The 25,828-nt window shown below is 49.5% G+C and carries 20 protein-coding genes and 2 tRNA genes; 15 read left to right on the top strand and 7 right to left on the bottom strand.

What is annotated here, in order from left to right:
• Window positions 1-104: 104 nt before the first annotated feature.
• Window positions 105-812, top strand: coding sequence for a hypothetical protein (locus BUB27_RS09225; protein ID WP_143183514.1), 708 nt, complete (start codon window positions 105-107; stop codon window positions 810-812).
• 106 nt (window positions 813-918) lie between these two features.
• On the opposite strand, the gene BUB27_RS09220 is transcribed toward BUB27_RS09225, so the two are convergent.
• Window positions 919-991 (bottom strand) — tRNA-Lys (locus BUB27_RS09220).
• A gap of 380 nt (window positions 992-1,371) precedes the next feature.
• Between BUB27_RS09220 and nusA the strand changes: the two genes are divergently transcribed.
• The 11 genes from nusA to BUB27_RS09165 all read left to right on the top strand — a co-directional run bounded on the left by nusA (window position 1,372) and on the right by BUB27_RS09165 (window position 10,996).
• Window positions 1,372-2,640, top strand: a complete 1,269-nt coding sequence (gene nusA / locus BUB27_RS09215) for a transcription termination factor NusA (protein ID WP_143183513.1) — start codon at window positions 1,372-1,374, stop codon at window positions 2,638-2,640.
• A gap of 73 nt (window positions 2,641-2,713) precedes the next feature.
• Window positions 2,714-4,837, top strand: a complete 2,124-nt coding sequence (infB, locus tag BUB27_RS09210; RefSeq protein WP_143183512.1) for a translation initiation factor IF-2 — start codon at window positions 2,714-2,716, stop codon at window positions 4,835-4,837.
• A gap of 86 nt (window positions 4,838-4,923) precedes the next feature.
• Window positions 4,924-5,286, top strand: coding sequence for a 30S ribosome-binding factor RbfA (rbfA, locus tag BUB27_RS09205; RefSeq protein WP_143183511.1), 363 nt, complete (start codon window positions 4,924-4,926; stop codon window positions 5,284-5,286).
• Window positions 5,287-5,336: 50 nt separating this feature from the next.
• Window positions 5,337-5,858 carry a DUF3592 domain-containing protein gene (locus tag BUB27_RS09200; protein WP_143183510.1) on the top strand — a complete coding sequence of 174 codons (522 nt, stop codon included), beginning with the start codon at window positions 5,337-5,339 and terminating at the stop codon, window positions 5,856-5,858.
• 14 nt (window positions 5,859-5,872) lie between these two features.
• Window positions 5,873-6,496: a phosphatase PAP2 family protein gene (locus BUB27_RS09195; protein ID WP_143183509.1), complete on the top strand. Its 624-nt coding sequence runs from the start codon at window positions 5,873-5,875 to the stop codon at window positions 6,494-6,496.
• 33 nt (window positions 6,497-6,529) lie between these two features.
• Window positions 6,530-7,276 carry a pyridoxine 5'-phosphate synthase gene (locus BUB27_RS09190; protein WP_143183508.1) on the top strand — a complete coding sequence of 249 codons (747 nt, stop codon included), beginning with the start codon at window positions 6,530-6,532 and terminating at the stop codon, window positions 7,274-7,276.
• 5 nt (window positions 7,277-7,281) lie between these two features.
• Entirely contained in the window at window positions 7,282-7,668 is a 387-nt protein-coding gene (gene acpS / locus BUB27_RS09185; RefSeq protein WP_143183507.1) for a holo-ACP synthase, read from the top strand.
• Window positions 7,669-7,770: 102 nt separating this feature from the next.
• A tRNA-Asn gene (locus BUB27_RS09180) sits at window positions 7,771-7,845 on the top strand.
• A gap of 177 nt (window positions 7,846-8,022) precedes the next feature.
• The gene (locus BUB27_RS19275) at window positions 8,023-8,559 is read left to right on the top strand and encodes a sigma-70 family RNA polymerase sigma factor (RefSeq protein ID WP_143183506.1); all 537 of its coding nucleotides are present in this window, start codon (window positions 8,023-8,025) and stop codon (window positions 8,557-8,559) included.
• Window positions 8,556-10,115: a LamG-like jellyroll fold domain-containing protein gene (locus tag BUB27_RS09170; RefSeq protein WP_143183505.1), complete on the top strand. Its 1,560-nt coding sequence runs from the start codon at window positions 8,556-8,558 to the stop codon at window positions 10,113-10,115. Before BUB27_RS19275 ends, BUB27_RS09170 begins: the two co-directional genes overlap by 4 nt.
• A 20-nt stretch (window positions 10,116-10,135) precedes the next feature.
• Window positions 10,136-10,996 carry a PEP-CTERM sorting domain-containing protein gene (locus BUB27_RS09165; protein ID WP_143183504.1) on the top strand — a complete coding sequence of 287 codons (861 nt, stop codon included), beginning with the start codon at window positions 10,136-10,138 and terminating at the stop codon, window positions 10,994-10,996.
• 257 nt (window positions 10,997-11,253) lie between these two features.
• Here BUB27_RS09165 and nagA read toward each other — a convergent pair whose 3' ends face one another.
• The gene (nagA, locus tag BUB27_RS09160; RefSeq protein WP_143183503.1) at window positions 11,254-12,396 is read right to left on the bottom strand and encodes an N-acetylglucosamine-6-phosphate deacetylase; all 1,143 of its coding nucleotides are present in this window, start codon (window positions 12,394-12,396) and stop codon (window positions 11,254-11,256) included.
• A 16-nt stretch (window positions 12,397-12,412) separates the two neighbouring features.
• Window positions 12,413-12,997: a CDP-diacylglycerol--glycerol-3-phosphate 3-phosphatidyltransferase gene (pgsA, locus tag BUB27_RS09155; protein WP_143183502.1), complete on the bottom strand. Its 585-nt coding sequence runs from the start codon at window positions 12,995-12,997 to the stop codon at window positions 12,413-12,415.
• Between the two features lie 159 nt (window positions 12,998-13,156).
• On the opposite strand from pgsA, the gene gnd reads away from it, so the two are divergent.
• Entirely contained in the window at window positions 13,157-14,590 is a 1,434-nt protein-coding gene (gene gnd, locus BUB27_RS09150) for a decarboxylating NADP(+)-dependent phosphogluconate dehydrogenase (protein ID WP_143183501.1), read from the top strand.
• A gap of 58 nt (window positions 14,591-14,648) precedes the next feature.
• Here gnd and BUB27_RS09145 read toward each other — a convergent pair whose 3' ends face one another.
• Both BUB27_RS09145 and BUB27_RS09140 read right to left on the bottom strand, forming a co-directional pair.
• The gene (locus BUB27_RS09145; protein ID WP_143183500.1) at window positions 14,649-16,493 is read right to left on the bottom strand and encodes a glycoside hydrolase family 15 protein; all 1,845 of its coding nucleotides are present in this window, start codon (window positions 16,491-16,493) and stop codon (window positions 14,649-14,651) included.
• A gap of 27 nt (window positions 16,494-16,520) precedes the next feature.
• The gene (locus tag BUB27_RS09140) at window positions 16,521-18,716 is read right to left on the bottom strand and encodes a bifunctional alpha,alpha-trehalose-phosphate synthase (UDP-forming)/trehalose-phosphatase (protein WP_143183499.1); all 2,196 of its coding nucleotides are present in this window, start codon (window positions 18,714-18,716) and stop codon (window positions 16,521-16,523) included.
• 123 nt (window positions 18,717-18,839) lie between these two features.
• Here BUB27_RS09140 and BUB27_RS09135 point away from each other — a divergent pair, with 123 nt between their 5' ends.
• Both BUB27_RS09135 and BUB27_RS09130 read left to right on the top strand, forming a co-directional pair.
• A complete protein-coding gene (locus BUB27_RS09135; RefSeq protein ID WP_143183498.1) occupies window positions 18,840-20,138 on the top strand; it encodes a DUF2254 domain-containing protein in 1,299 nt (432 codons plus the stop codon).
• An 87-nt stretch (window positions 20,139-20,225) separates the two neighbouring features.
• Window positions 20,226-22,007 (top strand): M24 family metallopeptidase, encoded by a 1,782-nt coding sequence (locus BUB27_RS09130; RefSeq protein ID WP_143183497.1) that lies wholly within the window; start codon window positions 20,226-20,228, stop codon window positions 22,005-22,007.
• An 83-nt stretch (window positions 22,008-22,090) separates the two neighbouring features.
• Here the strand turns inward: BUB27_RS09130 and BUB27_RS09125 are convergent, their stop codons facing one another.
• Complete coding sequence (locus BUB27_RS09125) at window positions 22,091-23,923, bottom strand: sulfatase family protein (RefSeq protein WP_143183496.1); 1,833 nt, start codon at window positions 23,921-23,923, stop codon at window positions 22,091-22,093.
• Between the two features lie 148 nt (window positions 23,924-24,071).
• A complete protein-coding gene (locus tag BUB27_RS09120) occupies window positions 24,072-25,664 on the bottom strand; it encodes a glycine--tRNA ligase (RefSeq protein WP_143183495.1) in 1,593 nt (530 codons plus the stop codon).
• Window positions 25,665-25,828: the final 164 nt, after the last annotated feature.

Genomic DNA, 25,828 nt, shown 5'->3' with positions numbered 1-25,828 from the left:
TTAAAATTCGAGCGATTCTCATACTAGCCATGTTGGCTGTTTTCGCTGTCTTGTTCTATCAAGATGGAACGACAGGTTATAAAGAGAAGAATCTGCATTTTTTCATGAACAGGCTGTTCACGGAGCAGGCTCCTCAAATGGCTTCTGAAGGGGAGTATACCGCTGAATCCTGGGCAGAATTTGCCAAGGGTGAAGAAGTTCCTTTCGAGCAGGGTGAGAGCGGGGTTGTTGCCAAATCAGCTAAAGGTGAGCTATGTCCTGTGCCAGATACGGCATTGGGTATGGAGTGGCCGGAGGAGTTGATCCAGGGCTACGAGAAGTTGAAAGATGGTGGCGCCAGTTCTGGTCCAAAGGAATTGTGGCGTGATTATACCAAGCGTATGGAGTGGGATGCTGAGCCTAAGGAGGAGCCTTATGATTTGGATACGGTCAATGAGCAGTTCTATTTCTCCTATGGAAGTGTTGCTCTCTTTGTTGTGGTCCTCTTTTTCTTCCTCAGGACGCTTTCGCGTACAATGCGTGTGACTGATGAGGCGTATTTCGCTCCGGGTGGTAAGGAGATTCCATTCACAGCCATGAAGCGTATTGATAAGCGCAAGTGGGATACCAAGGGGGTCGCTGTTATCTATTATGACGATGCTGGTGGATCTAAAAAGACCAAGGTGGATGGCATGATCTATGGTCAGTTCAAAAAAGAGGATGGTGAACCAGCGGAGAAGCTTTTCAGTAAGATCCTTGAGAACTTTAAAGGTGAGGTTGTTGAGTATGAGTCTGACGACCCGGTAAGTGAGGAAGCTGAAGCTTCGGTATAGAATGGTCGCTGGCGGACGGTGGCTTGATGTCCCATCAAGTTTTTGGTGGGAGGAAACAAAAAACCTGCATGACTGAAGTCTTGCAGGTTTCTTTGATTAGGGGAAGTACGCAGACTGGGACTCGAACCCAGGACCAATTGGTTAAAAGCCAACTGCTCTACCAACTGAGCTATCTGCGCATTCGTTGGTGATTAGGTGCCTCGCGGCGGGCAGAGAGGTAGGTCGAATTTGGGGTGAACGCAAGAAACTTTTTGAGATTTTTTCATCTTTTTCTCCGGGTGTAATCTTGTGAGTTGTCTAGTCGACTGAAATCCAATTCTTTGTAAATAAGTCTTAATTTTCAGGAGGGGTTTATTTGTTTTGGTTACTATGAAGCGACGACGAAACGGGTCTAGAAGTGGCTGAGCAAGGGGAGATTGTACTTGCATAGCTGCTGGATTGTGTTAATGAGTCCGCAAGACAACTCTGGCCGCAAGGAAGGGGTGGGTTTTTTGACCCACTCTTTTGTGTATCTGGATGAGTCGATTACATAGTAACATTTTCAGAGATTTTCAGACCTATGACAAACGACATCGTCGCACTCATTGACTATTACGAGAAAGAAAAGGGCATCGACCGAGACAAGGTGGTTGCCGCGCTCCAGTATGCCTTTCTCTCCGCCTACCGAAAGATGGTAGCTGGTGCTGATAAGATCGAGGTGCTTCGTGCGTCTGTGGACACTAAGAAGGCTGATACGACAATCTACGCTACTCTCACTGTAGTGGAAGACGAAGAGTACAGGGATAAATGGAACGAAGTTCCACTTTCTCTAGCCAGAAAGAGCAAGGCAGAGATCGAGCCAGGTGAAACCATCGAGTTCAACGTGACTCCGAAAAACTTCGGACGTATCGCCGTGCAGACAGCCAAGCAGACAATGATGCAGCGTTTGCGTCAGGCTGAGAAGGAAATGATTTACGAGGAATTCAAGGATCGTGCTGGCGATATCGTCAGTGGTACCGTACGTCGCTTCGAAAAGAGCGATGTCTGGATCGATCTTGGTAAGTTCGAGGGCAAGATGTCTTCTCGTGAGCGTGTAGTGACCGAGGAATACAATATCGGTGATCGTATCCGCGCCTACGTAGTAGCTGTGGAAAACGACCAGCGCGGACCTGAGATCATTCTCTCCCGTAGCCATCCAAACTTCGTTCGCCGTCTCTTCGAGGCTGAAGTCAGTGAAATCTCCGACCGTACTGTGGAAATCCGCGGTATTGCACGTGAAGCCGGGTACCGTACCAAGGTCGCTGTCTGGAGTGCTGATGAAAACGTGGATCCTGTCGGTGCCTGTGTAGGTCTCCGTGGAGCACGAGTGAAGAACATTGTACGTGAACTTAATAATGAGAAGGTGGATATTATCCGCTGGAGCGATGATCCGTCCAAGTTTGTGCATGATGCCCTCAAGCCAGCAAACCTTCGTTCCGTCACTCTTGACGAAGAGAACAAGGTGGTCCACGTCACTGTGGATGAAGAAGAACTGAGCAAGGCCATTGGTCGCCGAGGTCAGAATGCCCGTCTTACCTCACGTCTCCTCGGTTGGGATGTCCAGGTCCGCAAGGATGAGAGCAAGCACGAGCAGTTTGAAGCCAAGATTTCCGATGCTTCTCACTCATTGGCTGATGAAGTCGGCCTCGACGAAGAAACTGCCGACAAGCTTTTCCGTGCCGGCGGTATCAATGCCGAGATGATCCTTCAAATGCCAGCGGAATACATTGCTCAGGCAGTGGGCGTATCTGATGAGGAAGCCCAAGATATTCTGAACAAGGTTCAGGCTAAGCAAGACGCTAATGCCTAAACCAAAGAGAAAACGATTTGCCTAAATAACACACATCGTTTTCGGTAAAATAAACATAAGACTATACAGCTCAATGGCTGATCAGAAAGACAGCAATAAAAAGAAAAAAGAGGTTCTCGACCTGCTCGACGACGGTTCTTCCAAGAAGAAATCCCGTCGCGAAAGGCAGCGCGATGAAGCGGCTAAAAATAAAACGCTCAGCGATAAGAAGGCTGAGGCGTTAGATATTTTCCAAGAAGACGGAAAGAAGAAGACTTCCCAAATTAAAAAGGGAAAAGCTTCTGCCAAAGAGCTGTTGCCAAGTATTTCCAAGCTGAGCGAATCCAAGGACGATCCTGAATTTGCTACGCCGAAGCCAAGTGCAGAGAAGAAGCCAACCAAAGCTGCAGAGCAAAAGGCTGAACCCAGCAGTGACAAGGTTATCTTCCTCAAACCGCCAATCGTCGTCAGTGAACTGGCCGAACTGATGGGACTCAAGGCCTTCCAATTGATGGCAGACCTCATCAAACTCGAAGTTTTCGTGGCTCCACATCAGGCCATCGAGCCTGAAGTGGCCGAGAAACTTTGTGAAACCCACGGATTCTCCTTTGAGCGTGAAAAGCGTGAGAAGGGTGCTGGTGTTCACAAGGTGGAAGAAGTATTCGAAGAGCCAGAGCCTGAGGAAGATACTCCGGAGGATAAGCTCGAGCTTCGTGCTCCGATTATCACTTTCATGGGTCACGTTGACCATGGTAAGACCTCTCTACTGGACTACATCCGTGAGGCTCGCGTAGCCAAAGGTGAGGCTGGGGGGATTACCCAGCACATCGGCGCCTACAGTGTGACTGACAATGAAGGCCGTCCTATTACTTTCCTGGATACTCCAGGCCACGCCATCTTCTCACAGATGCGTGCGCGTGGTGCGGATATTACCGACATCGTCGTTCTGGTAGTTGCTGCTGATGATGGCATCATGCCGCAGACAGTGGAGGCTATCAATCACGCCAAGGCTGCAGGTAAGACCATTATCGTAGCAATCAACAAGTGTGACCGTGAAGGGGCTGATCCGATGAGGGCTAAGACCCAGCTCATGGAGCACGACCTGACACCAACTGAGTTTGGTGGCGACACTGAATGTGTGGAGGTTTCCGCGCATACAGGTCAAGGTATGGATGAGCTTATCGAATTGATGGGTCTTCAGGCTGAAGTTCTTGAGCTTCGTGCTAACCCGAAAGCGAACGCACGTGCGTCCATCATCGAGGCCAGCATCCAAGCAGGCAAAGGTCCTACTGCGTCTGTGATTGTACAGACAGGCACACTGAAGAATGGAACGGCATTCATTTGCGGACCATTCTCAGGCAAGATCAAATCCATGCTGGATGACAAGGGTAAGCGCATTAAAGAGGCGGGCCCTGGTATGCCAGTTGAAATTCTAGGCTTCAGTGAATTGCCAAACGTTGGTGATGAACTCGTTGAAATGGAGAACGAGCGCGCAGCTAAAAAGCTCTCTGATGAGCGTCAATCTGAGCGTCGCCAGCAACGTCTTGCTACTCCAGCAAAGAGCCGTATGGAGGATATCCTGGCTCTCGCTAAAGGTGGTGAGCAGAAGGCTAAGCTACAGTTGATTCTTAAGACTGATGTTCAGGGCTCTGTTGGCGCCATCACAGGCGCGATTGATGAAATCGAGTCCGACAAGGTCGAGGCGAAGTTCATCCACGCAGCTGCAGGGGCTATTACAGAATCAGACATCCTTCTTGCCAGCTCTGCTGATGCCACCGTAATCGGCTTCAATACCAAGGTAGAAGGTAAGGCGGTTCAGGCTGCCAAGCGTGAAGGTGTAGAGATTAAGCTCTACTCCATCGTCTATGAACTGATTGATACCGTTAAGGATGCAATGCTTGGTCTCCTTGAACCAGAACTTCGTGAGACCATCATTGGTCACGCTGAAGTGAAGCAGGTCTTCAAGGTGAACAAAGGCAAGGCTGCCGGCTGTCTTATCAAAGACGGTAAGGTTACCCGCAAGGCGCACGCCCGCGTACTTCGCGATGGTACACCAGTATTCGATGGCAAGATGTCTACTCTCCGCCGCTTCCAGGATGAAGTGCAGGAGGTCAAGACAGGTATCGAGTGTGGTATCCGTCTCGGCGACTTCAACGATTACGAAGAAGGCGACATCATCGAGTGCTACAACCTCGAGAAAATCGAACAGACTCTCTAATTGTAGTCACAACCATTTTGCAAATGCTGTGACTGGTAGTATCATCTGCCGTCACAGCATTTTTAGTCTTAAACTGAACGAACATTATGTCTCAGCGTCTAGATCGAATCAACGAATTGATGAAACGAGAAATCAGCACCGTGGTGCAGCGTGATTTCGAATTTAAAAATGTGTTAGTTACCATTAGTGATGTTGAGATCACTGATGACCTGAGAGAGGGGAAAGTCTTCGTGAGTGTGTTGGGCGGATCAGCTCAGCCGGTTCTTGATAAATTGAATGCCAGCAAGGGCCCCATTCAGTCTCGTGTAGCGAAGCGGGTCACTCTGCGCTGCACGCCAGTACTCACATTCCGTGAAGACAGCTCTGCCCAGAGAGGTGTGGATGTTATCAATCTCCTTGAGGAGGTGGATAAGCTTCCTACGGCACCTGAGGTGGACGAAGAGGATTAACTCCTCTTAGGCTTTTCTTTCTAGCAAGTTACGACCACGGAGCTCACGGGATGGCCGCAACTCAAAAAGCGAAAGGTAAAAACAAGGCTGGTGCTATCTATTTGATGTGCATTGGTCTTTTTTTGGTTCTGATCGGAGGCTTGTTCACCTGGCTGATGGTACGTAGTTTCCAGCATGCCAGTGACACCAGACATTGGAGTAAAGCACCTTGTTATGTGATCCGTTCAGAGGCCGTGGAGAGGTCTGTGGACAGTCTAGGCATCGAGTTTCAGTGGGCAGTTGCCTATACCTATGAGTTTGAGGGTAAGGATTACATCGGGGAAAAGTACAAGCCTCGGGGCCAGAAGTGGACAGGGGACAAGGAAAACGTGCAGGCGCTTATCGATGAATATCCCCTTGATACCAAACAAGAGTGTTACGTGAATCCACAGAAGCCTGATGAAGCTATCTTGGATCACGATAGTAAAGCAGCGGGCTATAGCGCGTGGTTCCCGATGCTCTTTGTCGTAGGGGGACTGGGCATGATCTTTGGTGCTTTGAAAAATTTACTTAAGCTCTCACCAAAATCCTGATAGAAAGACTAGTGATGGAGACTCGGTACACCATATTACGAAGAGTGTATTCGGGAGCTTTGTTGGTCATTTGGATCATTGCCCCATATGCCTTACTCCAGCAGGTCACGATTCGTGAGGTCATCTGGGTCCAGCCGACGGCTTTTGATCAAGCCATTGCAGTCAATTTTTACTCAGTCTGGGTTTATCTCTCTTTGTATCCCTTGCTGGGCTGGACGGGTCTCGGTGTAGAAAGGCCAGTCTATCTGCGCTATCTGCTGACCATTGGTTGGGTAACCTTGGTTTCCCACATGGTTTTCTTGTTCTTCCCAAGCGGTGTATCCAGAGATGTTTTAGAGGGTATGGATACGCCCGTAGTCTATGAGTGGCTGGCATTTCTGGATCGTCCCAGGAATGCATTCCCTTCATTACACGCCTCTTTATCCATCATTGCGGGCATCGCGATCAGTGCTTCGAAACGTTATCCGGTAGTGGTGAAAGTGCTGACATGGCTCTGGGTGTTGGCCATATTCTGGTCCACCATCGCACTTCGCCAGCACTACGCTTGGGATCTGATCAGTGGAACAATACTGGCTGTCGTGGTCTGGGGTATTGTTGGGTGTTGGAAAGGCAGGCAGAATTTCTGTGGTGGGTTTTGACACTCAGCAAGTGCTAGGGCATAAGTTCTGGAAATGAGCTTACTTCTTGGAGTTAATATTGACCACGTGGCGACACTTCGTCAGGCGCGTTACGCCTTGTTGCCAGATTCCCCGAACGCTGAACCTAGCCCAGTAGATGCTGCTGAGGATGCCAAAGCTGGCGGTGCGGACTCGATTACTATTCACGTAAGGGGAGACCGTAGACACATGCAGGAGGCCGATGCCTATGCGGTACGTGACGTCTGTGACCTGCCACTCAATTTTGAAATGGGAAATACCCGTGAGATGATCGACATCGCTCTCAAGCTTAAGCCTGAGTATGTCTGTCTCGTTCCTGAGACTAGGGAAGAAGTAACCACGGAGGGGGGGCTTGATGTCGCCGGCCTATTCGATGAACTCAAACTCACCGTTCAGGAGCTTCAGGCTGCTGGCATTAAAATCAGCATGTTCATCGATCCCGAGGTGGATCAAGTTGAGGCTTCCGCTAAAATCGGTGCGGAAATGATCGAGCTTCACACAGGTTGCTTTGCCAATGCATTTGGTGAGGATAGACTGCCTGAGATCGAGCGCCTCAAACTAGCCTCCATCAAAGGCCATGAATTGGGCCTTCAGGTGAATGCTGGTCACGGGATCAACTACGACAATATCAAGGATCTCTACGATGTTCCGCACCTTGTGGAATTCAATATCGGACACTCCATCATTGCTCGTTCAGTGCGCGTAGGTCTTAAGCAGGCTGTGGCGGAAATGCGTGAACTGATGAACCAATACCGCGGCTAATCCATATGCACCTTTTTGGAATTGGTATCGATGTCGTGGAGGTGGAGAGAATTGCCTCCTCGATCGATGAATTCGGAGACAAGTTCACCCATCGTATCTTCACGGAGGGGGAGCGGGCCTACTGCGAATCCCAAAAAAGACCGTATTTGCACTACGCGGCACGCTTCGCAGTGAAGGAAGCCGTGGCAAAAGCATTCGGTACAGGCATCGGAAAAGAGCTAAGTTGGCTCGATATGGAAATTATTCGTGCCGCTAGTGGTGAGCCTGGCATCGTTTTGAGCGGTGCCGGCAAAACTTTTTCGGAAAAGCATAATATCACTGTTATTAAAATAAGTCTCACGCATGCAAAGCATTACGCAGCGGCGAATGCTGTGGTGATGACGGCGCCGTAAAAAAGATGCATTTTTATACCCTTTTTTCCTTGCCATTATCCGGAAATCTGAGCATGTTCCCGCCCGTCGCGAGGGGTTAGCCACTCAGAGACAACAAGAAAATCCGGCATAGCTCAGCGGTAGAGCGGGTGACTGTTAATCACTAGGTCCTTGGTTCGAATCCAAGTGCCGGAGCCAATAAGGCCTCAATCCAATCCAGGGTTGAGGCCTTTCCTTTGTTGTGTCGACTGAACGTTCAAGACCTCCTTGGATGATGCTTGATGTCTCAGGGCAATATGTGGCGTCCCATTTATTTCTTAATTTTCAAAATAACGTTCCGGGAGTGCTCAACGTATAAGAAGTAGAAGTAAAATAATGAGGTCATCTTCAACAGATAATACTGGAGAATTCATTTCTCTGCTTACGAGATACCAAGTCTTGATTAGGGCTTATATTGTCTCGTTGATGCCTGGTTCATCGAATGTTTCGGATGTGCTTCAGGATGTGAACCTGGTCCTGTGGGAGAAGCGAGGATCTTATAAGTCAGGTACCAATTTTAAAGCTTGGGCATTCTCTGTTGCCAGGTATGAGGTTTTTAACTGGCGTAGAAGGCTCGAAAAGGAGGGAAAAAAGTTCCTGAGTCTAGAGTTGTTAGATTCCTTTTCTGAAGAGTTGGCAGGTTCGGGGGAATCGGAGGATCACAGGCTTGATGCTCTGAAGGATTGCTTGGGTCGCCTGACTGATAGCGATAAAGATTTGGTGAAGCACAGGTATGATTCCCATCAGGGCTTGGAAAGTTATGCGGATAGTGTCGGTAGGACTGCAGCTTCTGTTCGCGTTTCTCTGTACAGAATACGCAATGTTCTCAGACAATGCATTGAGTCAAAAATGGTGAACGGAGGTGCACAATGACTGAGCGGGAAATTGAGGTATTGGTGCAGCGTATGTTTGATAGTGACTTGAGGGCCGATGAGCTAGCGGCACTGGAAGGTGTGTTGGCGAGCGATCAGGCTGTGAGAGACTCTTATCTTCAACATGTGCGTCTTCATAATGTACTGGAGTTGCATTATGATATGGTAGAGACATCCGTAGGTAGTCGTGTGATACCAATAGACCGACTGGTGAAGAGGCAAAGATTCAAAGCCTTATCCGTTGCTGCGAGCATCGCTGTTTTGTTTGCTATCCTAGGCTCCGGAATCCTGTGGTTTATCGACAGAGTGAATGATGACCGTGGGCTGGTAGCGAATTTTAATGTCTCCCCTGGAGCGGTATATGAGGTGAGCCATGATGGAGATGAAGCTGACAGTGGCAGTGCGGTTCTGAAAAAGGGGTCAAGACTCGTCCTCAAGCAGGGGGTGGTGGAGATGCAGTTTGCTTCAGGTGTAAAATCGATAGCCTATGCGCCGATTGATCTTACATTGCGCGATGATAATATCGTCTATCTGAATCGTGGCCGGGCTCGATTTACTGTACCAGCAGGCGTCAAAGGGTTCTCTGTCGATACGGAGGAGGTTACCGCCTTGGATCTAGGTACTGGGTTTGGTGTGTATTCCGACCCTGATGATTTTGATGAGGTACATGTCTTTACTGGTGAGGTCCAGGTTACTAGCAAGAGGGGGTCCAGAGAGGTAAAGCAGATCCACGCAGGTGAAGCTTTAGTGATCACCAGTGTTGGTAAACTTGATTCGAGGCCGCTTTCTGAGGGGGAATACCCTGATGAAATGCCTCAGTCACTACCGCATTACAAATGGTCATTTGATAAGAACCTGGGCGTAGCTGGTAACATCCCCAATGCACAGGATATAGAAGCTAGAGTGACTTCGGGAGGTGATGCAGATGGGGAATTCAGAACTGGTGTTTATGGTTCCAGCCTCGAGGTAGGACGTGATGCCGGCTTTCTAGAAACTAACTGGAAAGGTATCCGGGGATCGGAGCCTCGCAGCATTGTGTGTTGGGTCAAGGTCCTTGAAAATCATCAAAAGAAGATCAGCATTTGTGGGTGGGGGACGCAGCTTAAATTTAACGAAAAAGCGAATCTAAAATGTACCTTAGCATTAAGCGCTACAGGTAGATATGGCATATGTCCTGCATTCAGTTTCGGCGGGCTTAGGTACTATGCTAAGGAGTCAAAGGTAAATGATGGCAAATGGCATCATATAGCCGCTGTCTATGAGGGCGGCGATATAGATACAAAGAACCCGAATGTTAGAATGTATGTCGATGGCGAGCGGGTCAGGGTCAAGATGCAGAACACATCGAAACTAGCCGATAATGGGCTCGCTCCAATAGATACTTACCCAATTGCGCCCTTGGTTATCGGTGCAGGGCTTTCTCACGCTACAGAGTCCGGTATCGGTGATGTCAGTGACACGATGTTTTCGATCGATGAATTATACATATTTCAAGGGGCGATATCAGAAGGAGATGTGCGCTCATTGATGAACAAAAATGCGATGATTTATAAATAAATCTGAAAAAAACACACAAAATGAAAAACATAAAATACAACCCTCTGACACTAGCTAGTCTCATCGTGATGGTAGGTGTAAGCCAGGTGAATGGCGCAGTCATCACACAAACGGTAGATAATATCGACTGGAATGCAGCTATGTGGGGAAGCCCAGAAGGTGCTCCAAGTTCCGGCAATCATTATGTTAGTGCTTTGGGTGGAACTGACAGATTCCGAATTTCAGCAAGCGGTGCATCTTCCACATTCGGTGGCGATAGTCTTGAGGTAGTCACAGGGACACGAGCATTGATGAAGAACAGCAATAATACCACTGCGACTGTTAATGGTGATTTCATTCTTAATGGCGGCCGTCTTTCATTAGGAGCGAACAGTTCCAGTTCTGCTACCCTAGAGGCGACAAGATTCATAGTGAACTCTAGTTCAGTGATAGACATGGCGAACTCAGGTGTTCGACTCACTATCGACTCGGTATTGAGTGGTAGTGGTGGTCTGGACATCCACTACGAGACTGGTAGTGACGGCGCTAGCCGTGCCGTGGCATTCACTCAAACAGCTGGATACACTGGTATCATGAATGTGAATGATAGTATGGTGTTAGACTTTGATTCGGACGTGATATTCGGCGGAACTCTGAACATCAACGGGACCTCAGAACTGATTGTCGACCAGGTGCTGACTTTCGGATCGGGTTCACTTGTTGCTGATGGTAATAGTATCGCTGTCGGAACCTACACAGGAACTGATCTGGATGCGCTCGGACTCAATTTCATCAACAATGGAGGAACTGTCATTGTTACTTCTGCAATTCCTGAGCCAAGCACAAGCGCTTTGGTCTCTATTTGTGCTCTAGGTCTGCTCTTGAGAAGACGTAGGGCTTAAATAAACCCCGAGTTTTAAGGGATACTACTGCGGTATTCATTTATCTATATACATAGTATCGGTATGTTTTCAGGACCGTCTTCTTTATTAATAGAAGGCGGTTCTTTGTTTATAGCTACTGTTAGTATGAATTAGTAGCTCTGGGTGAATTGGCGAAACTTCTGTGAGGGCATTGTTGGTGCATAATTAAAATAAAAAAACCTCAGGACGGTCGCCCTGAGGTTTTTGTGTAAATTTGTCTATGGCCTAATAGGCTCTTAGAAACGCTGCTCACCGTCGACGAAGGTGGCGACGGAGTGGAAGCTCTTGTCGAGGATGGCGATGTCACCAGTGAAGCCTGGCTCGATCTTGCCGTGGTTCTCAAGTCCGAGAGACTGAGCCTGGTTCCAAGAAGTGGCCTTGACGATCTCTGTCAGTGGGAGATCGATGAGGTCAGCGACGAGGCCTACACCTTGATCGTAGCGAAGAGCGGAGCCTGCTAGAGCACCACCTTCCTTGAGGCGTGCCACGTTGTTCTCTACGATCACGTCGAGACCGCCGAGCTGGCACTCGCCGTTTTCGATCCAGGAACCAGCCATGGAGTCGGTGATCATGATGAGCTGCTCGATTGGCTTGAGCTTGAAGATTGTCTTGAGGAAGTCCGGGGCAAGGTGGATGCCGTCACAGATGAGTTCGATCTTCAGATCATCATCGATCAGTCCGGCGCCGACCATGCCGATTTCACGGTGGTGAAGGCCAGTCATAGCATTGCCGTAGTGGGTGAGGTGGGTTAGACCAGCGTCCTTAGCGTCCATGACCTGAGCGTAGGTGGCTTCCGTGTGGGCTGCAGAAGAATGGATGCCTTTGGCCTTGGCGCCAGCGATCACTTCACAGGCGTTCTCTACGCAAGGTGCGATGGAGAAGAGGCGAGCCGGGGCGATCTCATGGATTTCGAGTAGCTCGTCGAGGTTGGGCTTGCGGACGAACTCAGGGTTCTGAGCTCCTGCCTTGGAAACATTGATGAATGGACCCTCAACGTGAAGACCTGGAGTCTTGGCGAACTCTTGCTTAGCCATGTACTCAGCGCACTTGCCAGCGATCTCAAGGAGCTTGGCCTGTGGCTGGGTGAGGGTAGTTGGGAGCCAGGTAGTGACACCTTCCTCAAGCTTCTTCTTGGCGATGTGGCGGATGCTCTCTACGTCGTTATCACACACGTCTTTGGTATCTGCACCGTGAGCGTGGATATCGATGAAGCCTGGGAAGGAATAATTACCTTCAGCATCATAAACGGTATCGGCGTCAGGCAGTGAATCGCCTGCTTTGAATACAGCCTTGATGACTCCGTTCTCGATAAGAATGGCGCCGTTCTCGATTTCGACCTCCGGGGAGATGATGTGTGTATTTTTGATGAGAGTGCTCATACGTGGCAGAGTTGATTTAGTTGTTTTTCAGAAGGCTACGATTCTTGTAGATGTAATTATAGCCGGAAATGAGTGTCAGAGCCACAGCTATCCAGAGGGTAGCAGGGATCACATAAGTGGCGGGACTGGAAAGGAACTGGAAGAAATAGACAAGCGGATTTTCAGGATTCAGTGTCTTAAAGGCAAGATGGGTCAGGGTGCCTATAATGAAAACCAGTTGGAAGGTGGTCTTCCATTTGCCGAGACGGTCCGCCGCAATGACCACGCCTTTCTCCACCGCAATCTGGCGTAGGCCTGTCACCATGAACTCACGGGCAATAATGAGGCAGGTCACCCAGACCGGGCAGAAATTCATTTTGGAAAGGTAAACGAAACCAGCCGCTACCAAGACCTTGTCGGCCAGTGGGTCGAGAAGCTTGCCAAGGGCTGTGACCAAGTTCATCTTTCGTGCCAAATAGCCGTCGAGCCAATCGGAGATGGCGGCGATAATGAAACTCACGAGGGCAACGGTGTATGCCCAAGGCGCATCAAAGGAGGCCACGGCAATGAAAATGGCTGTCAGGATGAGTCGGAATAGGGTGATGGAGTTCGGTAAATTCACGCTTGGAGATACTTTGCATATTGGCATGCGGCGTGGAAGTATGTTTTAAAAATAAGTTTTTTGACGCAAATCATGGCATAATTTCAGGTTCGGGTTGCTTAACATGCCGATGTGAGAATAATGCCGCGGCAATTTTCACCGACCAAAAGGTAAAAAATTATGAGTAAAAGCGATTTCGGCCTGATCGGCCTTGCAGTCATGGGACAAAACCTCGTTCTCAACGTTGAGAGCAGAGGATTCACAGTATCTGTCTACAACCGTACCACCTCCACCATGGAGAAGTTCATTGCCGACAATCCAGGCAAGAAGCTCGTAGGTTGTGAGACACTGGAAGAATTTGTACAAAGCCTTGAGCGCCCACGTAAGGTGATGATCATGGTGCAAGCTGGTGGTCCAGTGGACAAGGTGATCGAATCACTCCTTCCATACCTCGAAGAAGGTGACATCGTGATCGACGGTGGTAACAGCCTTTGGACCGACACAGAGCGTCGTGACGCGTGGCTCTCCGAGAAGGGGCTTCGCTTCATCGGTGCTGGTGTATCCGGTGGTGAAGAAGGCGCCCTTAAGGGCCCATCCATCATGCCAGGCGGCCCAACTTCCACTTGGGAAGTGATGAAGCCTATTTTTGAGAGCATCTCTGCCAAGGTAGACGGTGTTCCTTGTGTGACTCACATCGGAGAAGGTGGCGCAGGTCACTTCGTAAAGATGGTTCACAATGGTATCGAGTACGGTGACATGCAGCTTATCTGCGAAGCCTACAACATTTTCAAAGCTGCTGGCTTCTCCAACGAGGAACTCGCAGACATCTTTGCTGAGTGGAATGAGGGTGACCTTGAGTCCTTCCTCATCGAGATCACAGCAAACATCTTCAAGCAGAAGGATCCTGAGACAGGCAAAGACATTGTAGACCTCATCGTCGACAAGGCTGGCCAGAAGGGTACAGGCCGCTGGACCGTGATGGGCTCCGTTGAGCAGGCTGTTCCATTCTCCACCATTGCAGGTTCTGTAGAGGCACGTATCATCTCCTCCATGCGCGACCAGCGTAAGGCTGCTTCCCAGATCTTCGAAGGTCCAAACAACTGGAGCTTCGAGCTCAAGGGTCTCAGCAAGGAAGATCTCGTGAAGAAGGTGCGCAACGCGCTCTACGCTTCTAAGATCGTTTCCTACGCTCAGGGTCTTGACCTCATTGCCAAGGTTGGCAAGGACAAGGGCTGGAGCCTCGACCTTGGTGCGATCGCTCGTATCTGGCGTGGTGGCTGCATTATCCGTGCTCGCTTCCTCAACCGCATCACCGAGGCATACGAAGAGAATCCAAACCTCGTGAACCTCATGCTTGCTCCATTCTTCACTGAAATCCTGAACAAGGGTCAGCAAGACTGGCGTGAAGTGGTCTCCATCGCTGCACTCAACGGTATCCCAGTACCATCTTTCGGTGGTTCCCTGAGCTACTATGATGCTTATCGTGCAGAGCGTCTTCCTGCGAACCTTCTTCAGGCGCAACGTGACTTCTTCGGTGCACACACTTACGAGCGTATCGATAAGCCAGAAGGCGAGTTCTTCCACACAGAAGACTGGCCAGATCTCATCAAGTAATTGAGGTTAATCTGACGAACGTTTACAGCGGGGTGGAGCGTTAAGCTTCACCCCGTTTTTATTCTTCAATTAAGTAGTCGTGGCAGTCTTCGGAGAGCTCGAGGGCGCAATCAATCAGAGCCAGGTGAGAGTAAGCTTGAGGGAAGTTGCCCAGATGCCGTTTGGTTTTAAAATCCAGATCCTCACCGTAGAGTCCTTTCGGGTTGGCAAATTTCAGCAACTGGCGGAATCTTCGCTGGGCCTGGGCGCGTTTTCCTGTGCGGGCGAGTGCCTTGACCATCCAGAATGAGCAGACGGTAAAGGCGCTGGAGGGTTCGCCGAAGTCATCCTGGTTCTTGTAGCGATACATCAGGCCGCCGCGGCAAAGTTCTTTTTCACTCTGCTCCACCGTGGATATAAAGCGCTTGTCCATTGGATCAATGAAGCCGTAGTCCGCCATCAGGAGGTTTGCTGAGTCCAGGTCGTCACTGCCGTATACCTGGGTAAAGGCTTTCTTTTTCTTACTCCAGCCCTTGGTGCAGATATCGTTATGGATTTCATCACGCAGCGCCTCATGTTGCTTCGCCCAGTCATACTTCTTGAGCATGTTGCCAATCTTGATCGCACGGTCGACAGCAACCCAACAGAGCACTTTGGAGAAGACGAAGTGTTTAGCCTCTCCTCGAATTTCCCATATGCCACGATCCGGATCTTTCCAGAACTCACCAACTGTTTTGACGATAGAGCGTACCCGGGTCCACAGCTGATCCAAAGTTTCGGGGGCCGGATGCCTATCTCCCAAGTCATGTTGAATGAGCTCCTTGTAGATGAGATCCATGAGAATGCCGTAGATATCATGCTGTTGTTGGTGATAAGCAGCATTACCTATTCTTACGGGGGACGAGCCTTGATAGCCTTCGAGGTGGCCGAGTGCTTCCTCCGTCAGGGTTTTCTCACCTCGGATACCATACATAATCTGCAGTGCATCGTCTTTCGTGGGAACGGTCTCCATGACCCAGTGGATGAAGCTTCCGGCCATGGACGGATGCCCGATGCGATTGAGTACGTCGACGGTCATGGAACCGTCTCGAATCCAGCAGAAACGGTAATCCCAATTTCTCTCTTCCCCGATGGTTTCAGGTAGCGAGGTGGTGGCCGCGGCTACCACGGCTCCCGTTGGGGAGAATTGAAGCATTTTCAGGGTAATGGCACTGCGAAGGATTTCCTCACTATATTGATCGCAGCGGTGAGTTCGTGCAGACCAAAGTAACCAGTAGGAGCGGGTTCGCTGTAGCATGAGTTCCACGCGTTCTTCATCAGGAGAGATGACTTTGTCATGATAACTGAGAAGTAGGAATTTCTGCTCTGTTAGCTTAAAAGCCTCTTTCTTGAGGATCTTGTCAGAGGCAATGCTGGAATAGAGGTAACAAGACTCATAAATGGTTTTGCCACTGGGACAGGTGCCTCCGGTAGTAGTTTTGATTCGATTACGCCCGAACTTGAAGGATTTCGTGTTGAAGCGGGCATATTCAAGTTGTGGATTATAGTCGACGATGATTTCGGGATTTCCGCTCAACGGCTTGAGCACACGCACGATATCTGCCGATACTTCTTTCTTGGTCCCGGAACGGCCGTCCCAGGAATAGCGAGGCATGAAATCAATCAGTTCGAACGATCCAGATTTTCCTTTGAAAACAGTCTTAAGAATCCCCGTGTTTTTCTCATATTCTTGAGAGACTATTTTGCCTGACTGCATACGAATGGTGAAGTGACCGCCTTTTTTCTCATCCAGCATCTTGGCAAAGATGGTGCCTGAGTCGAAATCAGGCATGCAGGAAAAGACGATTGATGAGTCGGCATCAATAATGGCACATGTGCGCCCATTGCCGATGATGCCATGGTGGTAGTCAGAGGATAGATCCATAGTAAAAAAGAGGTGGGATTATCTATGTTAGAGGCTTTTGGATAAATTTTCTAGCAATTTTCTCAGGCCTTTGATGTCGGTGCGGTGCTCTGCCCGTGTAGCCCCAGTACCCACTTTGATCGTGTGGAAGTGATCAATCTCCTTCGGATGGAGGGAAAACATAGTTTCATCAGTCTGGTCGTCTCCACAAGCGAGCGCGACTTCAGGTTTCCAATGTTCTAATAGGTGATCCACTGCAGCGCCTTTATTGACGAACTGGCTGGCAATTTCTACGATCTTTTGACCGTGATGCACACTGACCGGAAGGCTGGCGGTGATCGAGGTGAGCTCTGAGAGGAGTCCCTTGGCTCTCCATAAGCCAAATTCTGGATCGGCTTGCCGGTAGTGCCACACGATTGATGACTTTTTGTTTTCGATTTCGGAACCCGGGGTCAAGGTTACTGCAGCTTCCAGATGGGGTAGTACAACTTCTTTCCAGGAAGTGTCGACCCGGGAGTCGACCATTTGCCATTCCCCCTGGTCAACGAGCTTCCATCGATAGCCGTGCTCAGCGACTAGACTGACATTCAGGTGTCCTAGATGTTGTTCGAGGAACTCCAACGGGCGTCCACTGATAATGGCTATTTCCAAGTTTGGATGATTGCCCAACTGATCGAGTAAGGAACATAGCGCCTCGTCAGGAATAGCATCTTGAGGTCGATCGGTGAATTCTCTCAGAGTGCCATCATAGTCCATGAATATGGCGGCTTTCTTGCCAGCATTGATGTGTTCAAGAATATCCATTCTTACACCCTTGAGGTTGGCCGCAGCGATTCCGTTTGTCTCCTCTCTGGGATCAGTGGCTAGGTCTCCCAGAAAACGTTTAGCCCAAGCTCCTGCGTCGTTACGCTCCAGGCGGTCCTGCATGGCTCGTACACGGGAGCACATCTCATCATCAGACATGGCGAGAGCATGCTCCATCGCTTCGGCGACACCCACCGTGTTGTGTGGATTGACCAAGACAGCATGAGACATCTCTTGGGCTGCACCGGCAAATTCGCTTAATATAAGCGCCCCCGGGCGTGCTCCATACTTGGCTCGCTTACAGTCGATGTATTCCTTGGCTACGAGATTCATCCCGTCGACGATTGGGGTCACAAGGCAGACGTCAGCCAGGGCATAGAGTGCGGCAAGTTCCTCCATGGGAAATCCCCGATGCAGGAATTGAATCGGTGAATGACCGACCTCGCCGAACTCGCCGTTGATTGCTCCGACTTCACGCTGAACCTTTTCAGTCAGAACATCGTATTCATGGACACCTTTGCGTGAGGGTACGGCTATGATCACGAAATTCACCTTGGAGCGCATCTCGGGGTTGTTCTTCAGGTAGTGCCTGATCGCTGCTAGTTTTTGGGGAACACCTTTGGTGTAGTCCAGGCGTTCGACACTGAGGATGAGTTTGCCGCCATTGAGGTGTTGGTTGTGCAAGTCGAGAGCCTCCTCGTACTGTTTGCTCTTCATGGCCGTGTGAAAGCCAGCACGGTTGTGGCCAATCGGGTACACGCCAAAACGGACCTCGCGGTTTCCCTGCCATAAACTCTCGGCGTCTCCCTCAAGTCCCAGGATTCTCAGCAGGGAGGAACGAAAGTGGCGCAGGTAGCCAAAAGTGTGAAAGCCTATCAAATCACAGCCCAAGAGACCTGAGAGAATTTCATCACGTTCTGGCAGGGCTCTGAAAATTTCGCTGGAAGGGAAGGGGGTATGCAAAAAGAAACCGATCTTGAGATCTGGCCTGAGCTTACGGAGCATTTTGGGGAGTAAGAAGAGGTGGTAGTCATGAATCCAGACCTGACCGTTCTTGGAGCTGTGTTTGGCAATGGTTTCGGCAAACGTCTGGTTGACTCTGCGGTAGACAGGCATCCAGTCTGTGTTGAACCGGGCTCTACCAGTCATGTAGTGCAGGAGAGGCCAGAGGGTGGAATTGGCATAGCCTTCATAATAGCCATCGATATCTTCCTGACTGAGTAAAACCGGACTTACTCCAACTTTTTGTAAGGTGCTTTCGTAATTCTTGAGGTCGGAAATGTCCTCCTTGCTGCCGCCACTCCAGCCTATCCAGGTATAGTCGCCGTCCAAGTCGGCACCAGCCAAGGCTGAGGCTAGCCCTCCGGTGGTACGTTCAGCTTCTCCATTTTCTTTGATACGGACTGGTAGTCTGTTAGAGACGAGCGTAAGCATACACATGATCTTAGCATGAGTACTTTTTGAGATTTTTCAAAGAAATCTTTTTGAGAGAGCAAATGTTTCTAAGTAAAAATCAATTAGTTGGGGGCTGAATCTGATAATAAAGTGTGTTAGCCTGCCACTATGTACGTAAAGATTGCCCACTTCATCAATCAGCTGAGGCATAGCTTTTGGTTTGTGCCTTCACTGATGGTTCTTGTTGCACTGCTACTGGGCTATGTGATGCAGCGAGTGGATGTTTACTACTACCATGAGCTGGGGTGGGAGCTGACTGATCCTGCTGGTGCGAGAGCTATATTAACGACGGTAGCCGCGTCTGCTATTACGGTAGCAGGTGTTGTATTTTCGATCACCATGGTTGTTTTGTCTTCAGCCTCCAGCCAGTTCGGACCTCGCTTGATAAGGAATTTCATGCGTCACCCTCAGACAAAGTGGGTTTTGGGTGGCTACATAGGCACCTTTATCTACTGCTTGATGGTTGCAGCTACTGTTAGGGGAGGAGACTCGGGGTGGACCCCTCAACTGTCAGTAACCACAGGTGGAGTTTTTGGGGTGTTGAGTTTTGGGCTCTTGATAGCCTTCGTTCATCATGTGTTCACCTTTATCCAAGCTCCTAGAATCATTCAGGATGTTACGGATAGATTGAATGAGACGATCAATATACTCTTCCCTCTGAGCGCACTGCCAGAGAGTCGTAGGGATGCTTTGTCCGCAGGGGTGATGGGCGAGGTGCCAGGCGAATTCAGAGAGGTGAGGAGTGAGGATGGTGGCTACATTCAGGCCATTGGACTAGAGGATATTTTGGATTGGGCCTCTGAAAATGAGGCTATGGTGAAAATCGATTTCAAACCTGGTGATTACTTGCTGCCGGGTGAAAAGCTCGGCGTGATTTGGTGTGAATCTAGTCAGTTCGATGCTGGTAGAGATCTCGTTCGACGTGAAATTATGCAAGGTCCGGAAAGGACGGATGACCAAGATGTAGAGTTTGTGATCGATCAATTGGTTGAGATAGCCGTAAGAGCCTTGTCACCGGGAGTGAATGATCCATTTACGGCGATCAACTGTATCAATAAACTGGGCGGTGTGATCACGAAGATTGTGGAGCGTGGGTTACCAGGTGGATTGTTGCACGACAAGAACGGGGTGCTGAGGGTCGCGACCAAGACTTATACCTATGCAGGATTACTTGATGCTGCATTTCACCAGATTAGGCAGAATGCTAGGGGAGTGGAGTCGGTCAGTTTGAGCCTGATCGATATCTTGGCTCGTCTCAAAGAGGTAGATACAATGGCAGCGTATCAAGCTGAATTGAGGCGCCATGCTGAACTTCTCAGAGAGGACGTCCAGAAGTCTTACACCAATGAGAAAGACCTGCAGGATTTCATGGAACGCTATTCGGTATTCGAACAAGCCTCAGAATGATGCTGAATTTGTGATAATGGCTCTAGAACGAGCACAAAATGAATTTGCGATGGCGTCATAACTAGCAATGCTTTACAGGCTGAGGGTATGACTACAGCAGAGAAGCTTGCGTCCCTCAGGGCATGGATGGAAAAAAACAGTGTGAATGCGGCAATCATACCGAATGCTGATCCGCACAATAACGAGTATCAGGCTCCGCGCTGGCTCAGCAGGCAGTGGTTGAGTGGACTCAAAGGCTCAAATGGAACGGTAGTCGTTACTGCAGAGAAGGCCGGCTTGTGGACTGATAGCCGTTACTACGAGGCTGCGGAAGAGGCTTTAGCTGGTTCTGAAATTAAATTGTTTAGAGCTAGTGATCCAGGGGTGGACAGTATCATTGATTGGTTGAAGTCTGAGCTGAAGGCTGGAGATGTCGTGAGCTTCTCTGGAAATGATATTTCCGAAGCGGATGCTTCAAGCTGGGTTAGCTCTCTGAAAGTAGCTGATATTTCGGCCAATACAGAGCTAGATCCTGTTGACGAGATTTGGACAGATCGTCCTGCTGAGCCATGTGGAAAATTGGATTTGGTCGCAGAAGAACTCACTGGCCAGAGCACCGAAGAGAAACTCAAAGATCTTCGTGCGCTCATGCAGAAAAAAGGCGTTCAGGTTTATCTCCTTGGTAGAACGGATGAGTCCAACTGGCTTCTGAACTTCCGTGGCACAGATATGGAGAACCACCCGACTCCGTATTGCTATACGTTGGTCTCTGCTGACGAGGCGATTTTCTTTATAGATGAAGGAAAGCTCAGTGATGAGGCTAAGAGAAAATTTACTGCGGCAGGCTTCACTATACGGGGCTATGGGGAGGTTGCTTCAGTCTTGGAAGAGCTGGATAAAGACACTCGTCTGCTAATGGTGCCACGCTATACCAACCACAATCTCTATAAGGCTGGTTCTCATTGTTTCCTTATTAAGGAACGCGCTCTCGCTACCGATCTGAAAGGGGTCAAGAACGAGGTGGAGATGGAGAATACCCGCAAGGTCATGATCGAGGATGGAGCTGCCATGGTGCGCTTCTACTTCTGGATGTATAGCGAGTTGCAAGCAGGCCGTAAGGTGACTGAACTATCCGCCAGCAAGAAATTGCTGGAATGTCGCCAAGCGATCTCTGGATTCCGTCATGTGAGCTTTGACAGCATCATGGGCTATAAAGCTCATGGGGCTCTCAATCACTACAGCGTAGACGAAAATTCAGACGTAGAGGTGACCCTGGATGGTATTTTCCTCATCGATAGTGGTGGTAACTTTGAAAATGGCACCAGTGATACCACTCGTGTGATTCCAATGGGTACGCCCACTCAGGAACAGAAGATAGACTACACTCTCGTCCTGAAGTGCTTGATCGAACTGATCACTGCTGAATTCCCAGAGGATGCAACTTGTGCTCAACTTGATGGCATCTGTCGCCGCCCGATGTGGCAGCACCACCGTCTCTACAGACATGGTACTGGACACGGCGTAGGCTATGGTCTGGAAGTGCACGAAGGCCCCCAGAATTTCTCAGGTCTCACTACCGAGCGCATGTATGAAGGCATGCTCTCTACCATTGAGCCTGGCATCTACCGCTCAGGCGAGTATGGCATCCGTATCGAGAACATGGTGCACACGGTAAAGAGTGCGGATACTCCATTCGGCAAGTTCTTCAAATTCGAGAACCTTACCTTCTGCCCGATCAATGTGGATCTCGTAGATACCGCTTATATGGATGACTGCCATATTGAATGGCTGAATGACTACAATGCCCAAGTGGTCGAGAAGCTATCACCGCTCCTCAATGAGGACGAGGTGAGCTGGCTTAAGCATGAGTGCAGACCTGTGGGTAAATAACAGGGAGCAAACTTTTCTAGGATAAAACAAAAACGCCCCGGTCAATGACTGGGGCGTTTTACATTAGTGATGTCTATAAAGTCTTAGTCGCGCTTGTTGAGATAGATGATGCGTTCCTTCACCAGACTTGAGTTGGTCTTCAACTTGCTCTTATCGATGTCAAAGGTGTAGGTCGTTGGATCAAGCTCATAGAGCATGGCGGCTGAGTTCAGAATGAGGTTGAGCTCTACAGGGTCAGTGCTGGCATAAATCGCTTTTTCCATGACATCTTTGGCTTTTGAGTTGCCGAGGTGGGCTAGTGCTTCAGCTGCTCTGACTCGAACCAAGATGTTTGCGTCTGAATCAGCAATCGTGCTAAGCGTTACTTCCAGCGGTTTGGATTTCTCGTAGAAACTCGTAGCAACGATGCAAGCCCAGTAGCGTGTCCAAACATCTTCTGAGATCAGTGCTGACTCAATCTTTGACTTTGCTTCATCGAAATTGACAACTTCCAGATTGGCTAAGTCGATCAGAGCGGCGATCTCTTTGCTGTGTTTTTTACCAAAAGCGGTAGGGTTACCAAAGGCCTTATTGATGAGTTCGCTTTCTGGGTAGAAACTCAGATCGTTCATCTCCTTGAGGTGCTCTGTTAGGGTGGATCTCATTTCTTTCAGCGTCTCCTGGTATTTGGGATCACCTGCAAGGTTGTTGAGTTCGTAAGGGTCATTCTTCAGGTCGTACAGAGCTTCGGCTGGCTTTCTAGAGAAGAATAACTCCTGCTGGGCATTCAGCTTACCTGCTTTGTGAAGCTCTCTAAGTTCTAGATAAGCGAGCTGCTTGTAACGGTAGAAATTGTGGAGCGCATCTGGATTGAATGGTTGGAAATTGCGCATGTATTTCAGGTCACCTTTGCGGTAAGTGCGGACGAGATCGTACTTTTCATCGAAACGGTCCGCATAACCGTAGGCTACACGTTTACTCAGTTCTTCGGCGCTGATGTCTTTACCTAGGAAGGGCTTGCCATCGAATTGATCGCTGAGCGGGATGCCTGCGGCATGAATGATTGATGGACCAAAGTCGTAAAAATTAACAATGGCATCTGTACGGGTTCCTGGTTTAAAGGGGATCAGATGTTGCCATTTTTCAGGGACTCTAACAACCAGTGGTGCTGCAAGACCAGTCTCGTATGCATAGCCCTTGCTTCGTGGAAGGACACCTCCGTGGTCGCCGAAATAAAAGATGATCGTGTCTTCATAGAGTCCATCTTTCTTGAGCTTGTTGATCAGATTGCCAAGTTGCTCGTCAAACTTACGTAATCTATCTTGATACGAAGCATAGCTGTAACGGAATAGTGTGGTGTCAGGGTGATGTGGGGGTAGGGTGATGTTTGAGATGAGGTCCTGGAGAGGCTTTTTCTTCATCGCATTCAGCGGGAAGTGGCTGCTACCTTCGTGTGTACCAGCGAAGTTCTGCTGAAGGAAAAACGGCTGGCCTTCGGCTCTGCCTTTCCATCCGTCCTTGCCGTTCCAAGTTTCCTTCATATCTACCTGGAGGTTGTAGTCGGTCTTGGTTTTGTTTGCTGTGTAGTAGCCTGCTTCATTGAGATAGGCCGGGAATGCCTTGAGCCCATCTGGCATCGGGACGAGCTTCTGCCTGCGGTGGAATTGAGCACCCAGTTTGGGAGCGTAACAGCCGGTCACTAGGGTGGAACGGGCTACTGAGCAGACTGCTCCATTGGAGCACGCGTTATCAAAGGTGACTCCTTCCTTGGCGAGTTGCTCCAGGTTGGGCATGGCGACTCCTGTCGGATCGAAGTGCTTGGTGTGGTGCTTGGAATTGTCTTCAGAAACAATCCAGAGGAAGTTGGGTCTGTCGGCAGCCAGTGAAAACAAACTGGTGAGAGCCAGTGCTGCTAAGATTTGAGTAGTGAGCTTCATGGTAAATGCGCGATGTAAATGGGGTAATCTTACTCCATATATGATCAAAAAACGGGCCGCATTAACAGATCTTGTCAGAGATTCTCATAAAAAAAGGCTCCTCAGTGTCTGAGGAGCCTGGAATTAGCTTTCAATGTATGATGGCGAATTAGCGAATGCGCTCAAGTAGCCATGGGAGGAGGTCCTTGATGGCGATGCGCTCTTGCTCCATGGAATCACGGTGACGAATCGTTACGGTGTCAGTCAGGTCGTTGCCGTCTTCATCTGCTTCACCGAGGGTCTGGAAGTCGATGGCTATACAGAATGGAGTACCGATCTCATCCTGACGGCGGTAGCGGCGCCCGATAGCTGCAGCTTCGTCGTAGAATACATTCATGAAAGGCTGAAGAAGGTTTTTCACTTCCTTGGCCTTTTCTACAAGTTCCGGCTTGTTCTTCAGCAGAGGAAGAATGGCTGCCTTGATTGGAGCGATGCATGGCTTGAAGCGCATGACAGTACGCTCGTCCTTCTTGCCGCCATCCTTGGTGAGGTCTTCTACATCGTAGGCCTCGCAGATGAGAGCGAGGGCTGTACGGTCGCAGCCTGCGGATGGTTCGACGACGTGAGGTACGAAACGTTCCTTGGTTTCCTCGTCGAAGTACTCGAGAGTTTTCTTGGAATGCTCCTGATGAACACCGAGGTCGTAGTTGGTACGGTAGGCGACACCTTCTAATTCTTGAATGCCGAATGGGAATTCGTACTCGATGTCGTAAGTCTTCTCTGAGTAGAACGCACGCTCACCGTCTGGAACATCGAGAATGTGAAGTTTCTCGCGTGGAATACCGATTTCCTCGTAGAAGCAGAGGCGCTTCTCCAGCCATTCGTCAGTGAGGCGAAGACCGTCGTCTGGATGACAAAAGTACTCGATCTCCATTTGCTCGAACTCACGGGAACGGAAAGTAAAGTTACGAGGGTTGATCTCGTTACGGAAAGCTTTACCGATCTGGGCGATACCGAACGGCAGCTTGACTCGTGATGAATCGAGCACGTTCTTGTACTGCACGAAAATGGTTTGTGCTGTTTCCGGACGAAGGTAGGCAACGGCATTCGGATCGCTGTCATCGGAAGAGGCACCCATCTTGGTCTGGAACATGAGGTTGAATTCACGTGGCTCGGTCAAGAGAGAGCCGTTTGCCGGATTGTAGCGGGTAGTGTCTTTTTCCTCTGAAGAAGTTTCGCCCTGCAGGCTCAATTTTTTTGGTGAAATCTGTTTGTCGGAAAGGAACTGGGAATAATATTCCTTGGCTGTCTTGCGGGCCTTGTTCTCATCCTGGTTTGGATCCGTAAGGAGTACAGAGAAGGGGCGCTCGACAGACCAGCCGGATTCCTCGTGGCTGGCACCTGTGTAATGATAGGCTGTACCAGACTGAGGATCGATCTGGTCGGCACGGAGGCGAGCTTTGGAGAGCAAGCAATCGCACATAGGATCGGAGAAGCCACCGACGTGACCTGAAGCTGTAAGGACAGCCTGGTGAGTGAGAATGGATCCATCCATGCCCAAAATGTCGTCGCGCTCTTGCACGTTCTTGCGCCACCAGTATTCTTTGAGGTTTCGCTTGAGTTCGGTACCAAGCGGACCGTAATCCCAGCAACCGTTCAAACCGCCATAGAGTTCACCTGATTGGTAAATAAAGCCTTTGCTCTTACAGAGAGAGACGATTTTCTCCATCTTTTGCGGGTCGGTGTTTTCTTTGTCGGCCATGACGATTTTCTGTTTTAGGTGGATAAATATAGATCGAGGCTCCTGCCTCAAATGGACGAGGGGATGTAAGCAGTGCTGTTGGGCTTGGGCAAGTGTATGTTGAGTAATGTCCCTATGTTGACAGAGCTAGTTTTTCCGAAACTGACGCTATCCTGTCAGATGTC

Source organism: Rubritalea squalenifaciens DSM 18772 (assembly GCF_900141815.1).
GTDB classification, from domain to species: Bacteria; Verrucomicrobiota; Verrucomicrobiia; order Verrucomicrobiales; family Akkermansiaceae; genus Rubritalea; species Rubritalea squalenifaciens.
Note: the sequence above shows the minus strand (reverse complement) of the source record. Positions and strands in the feature narration are given on the sequence as shown.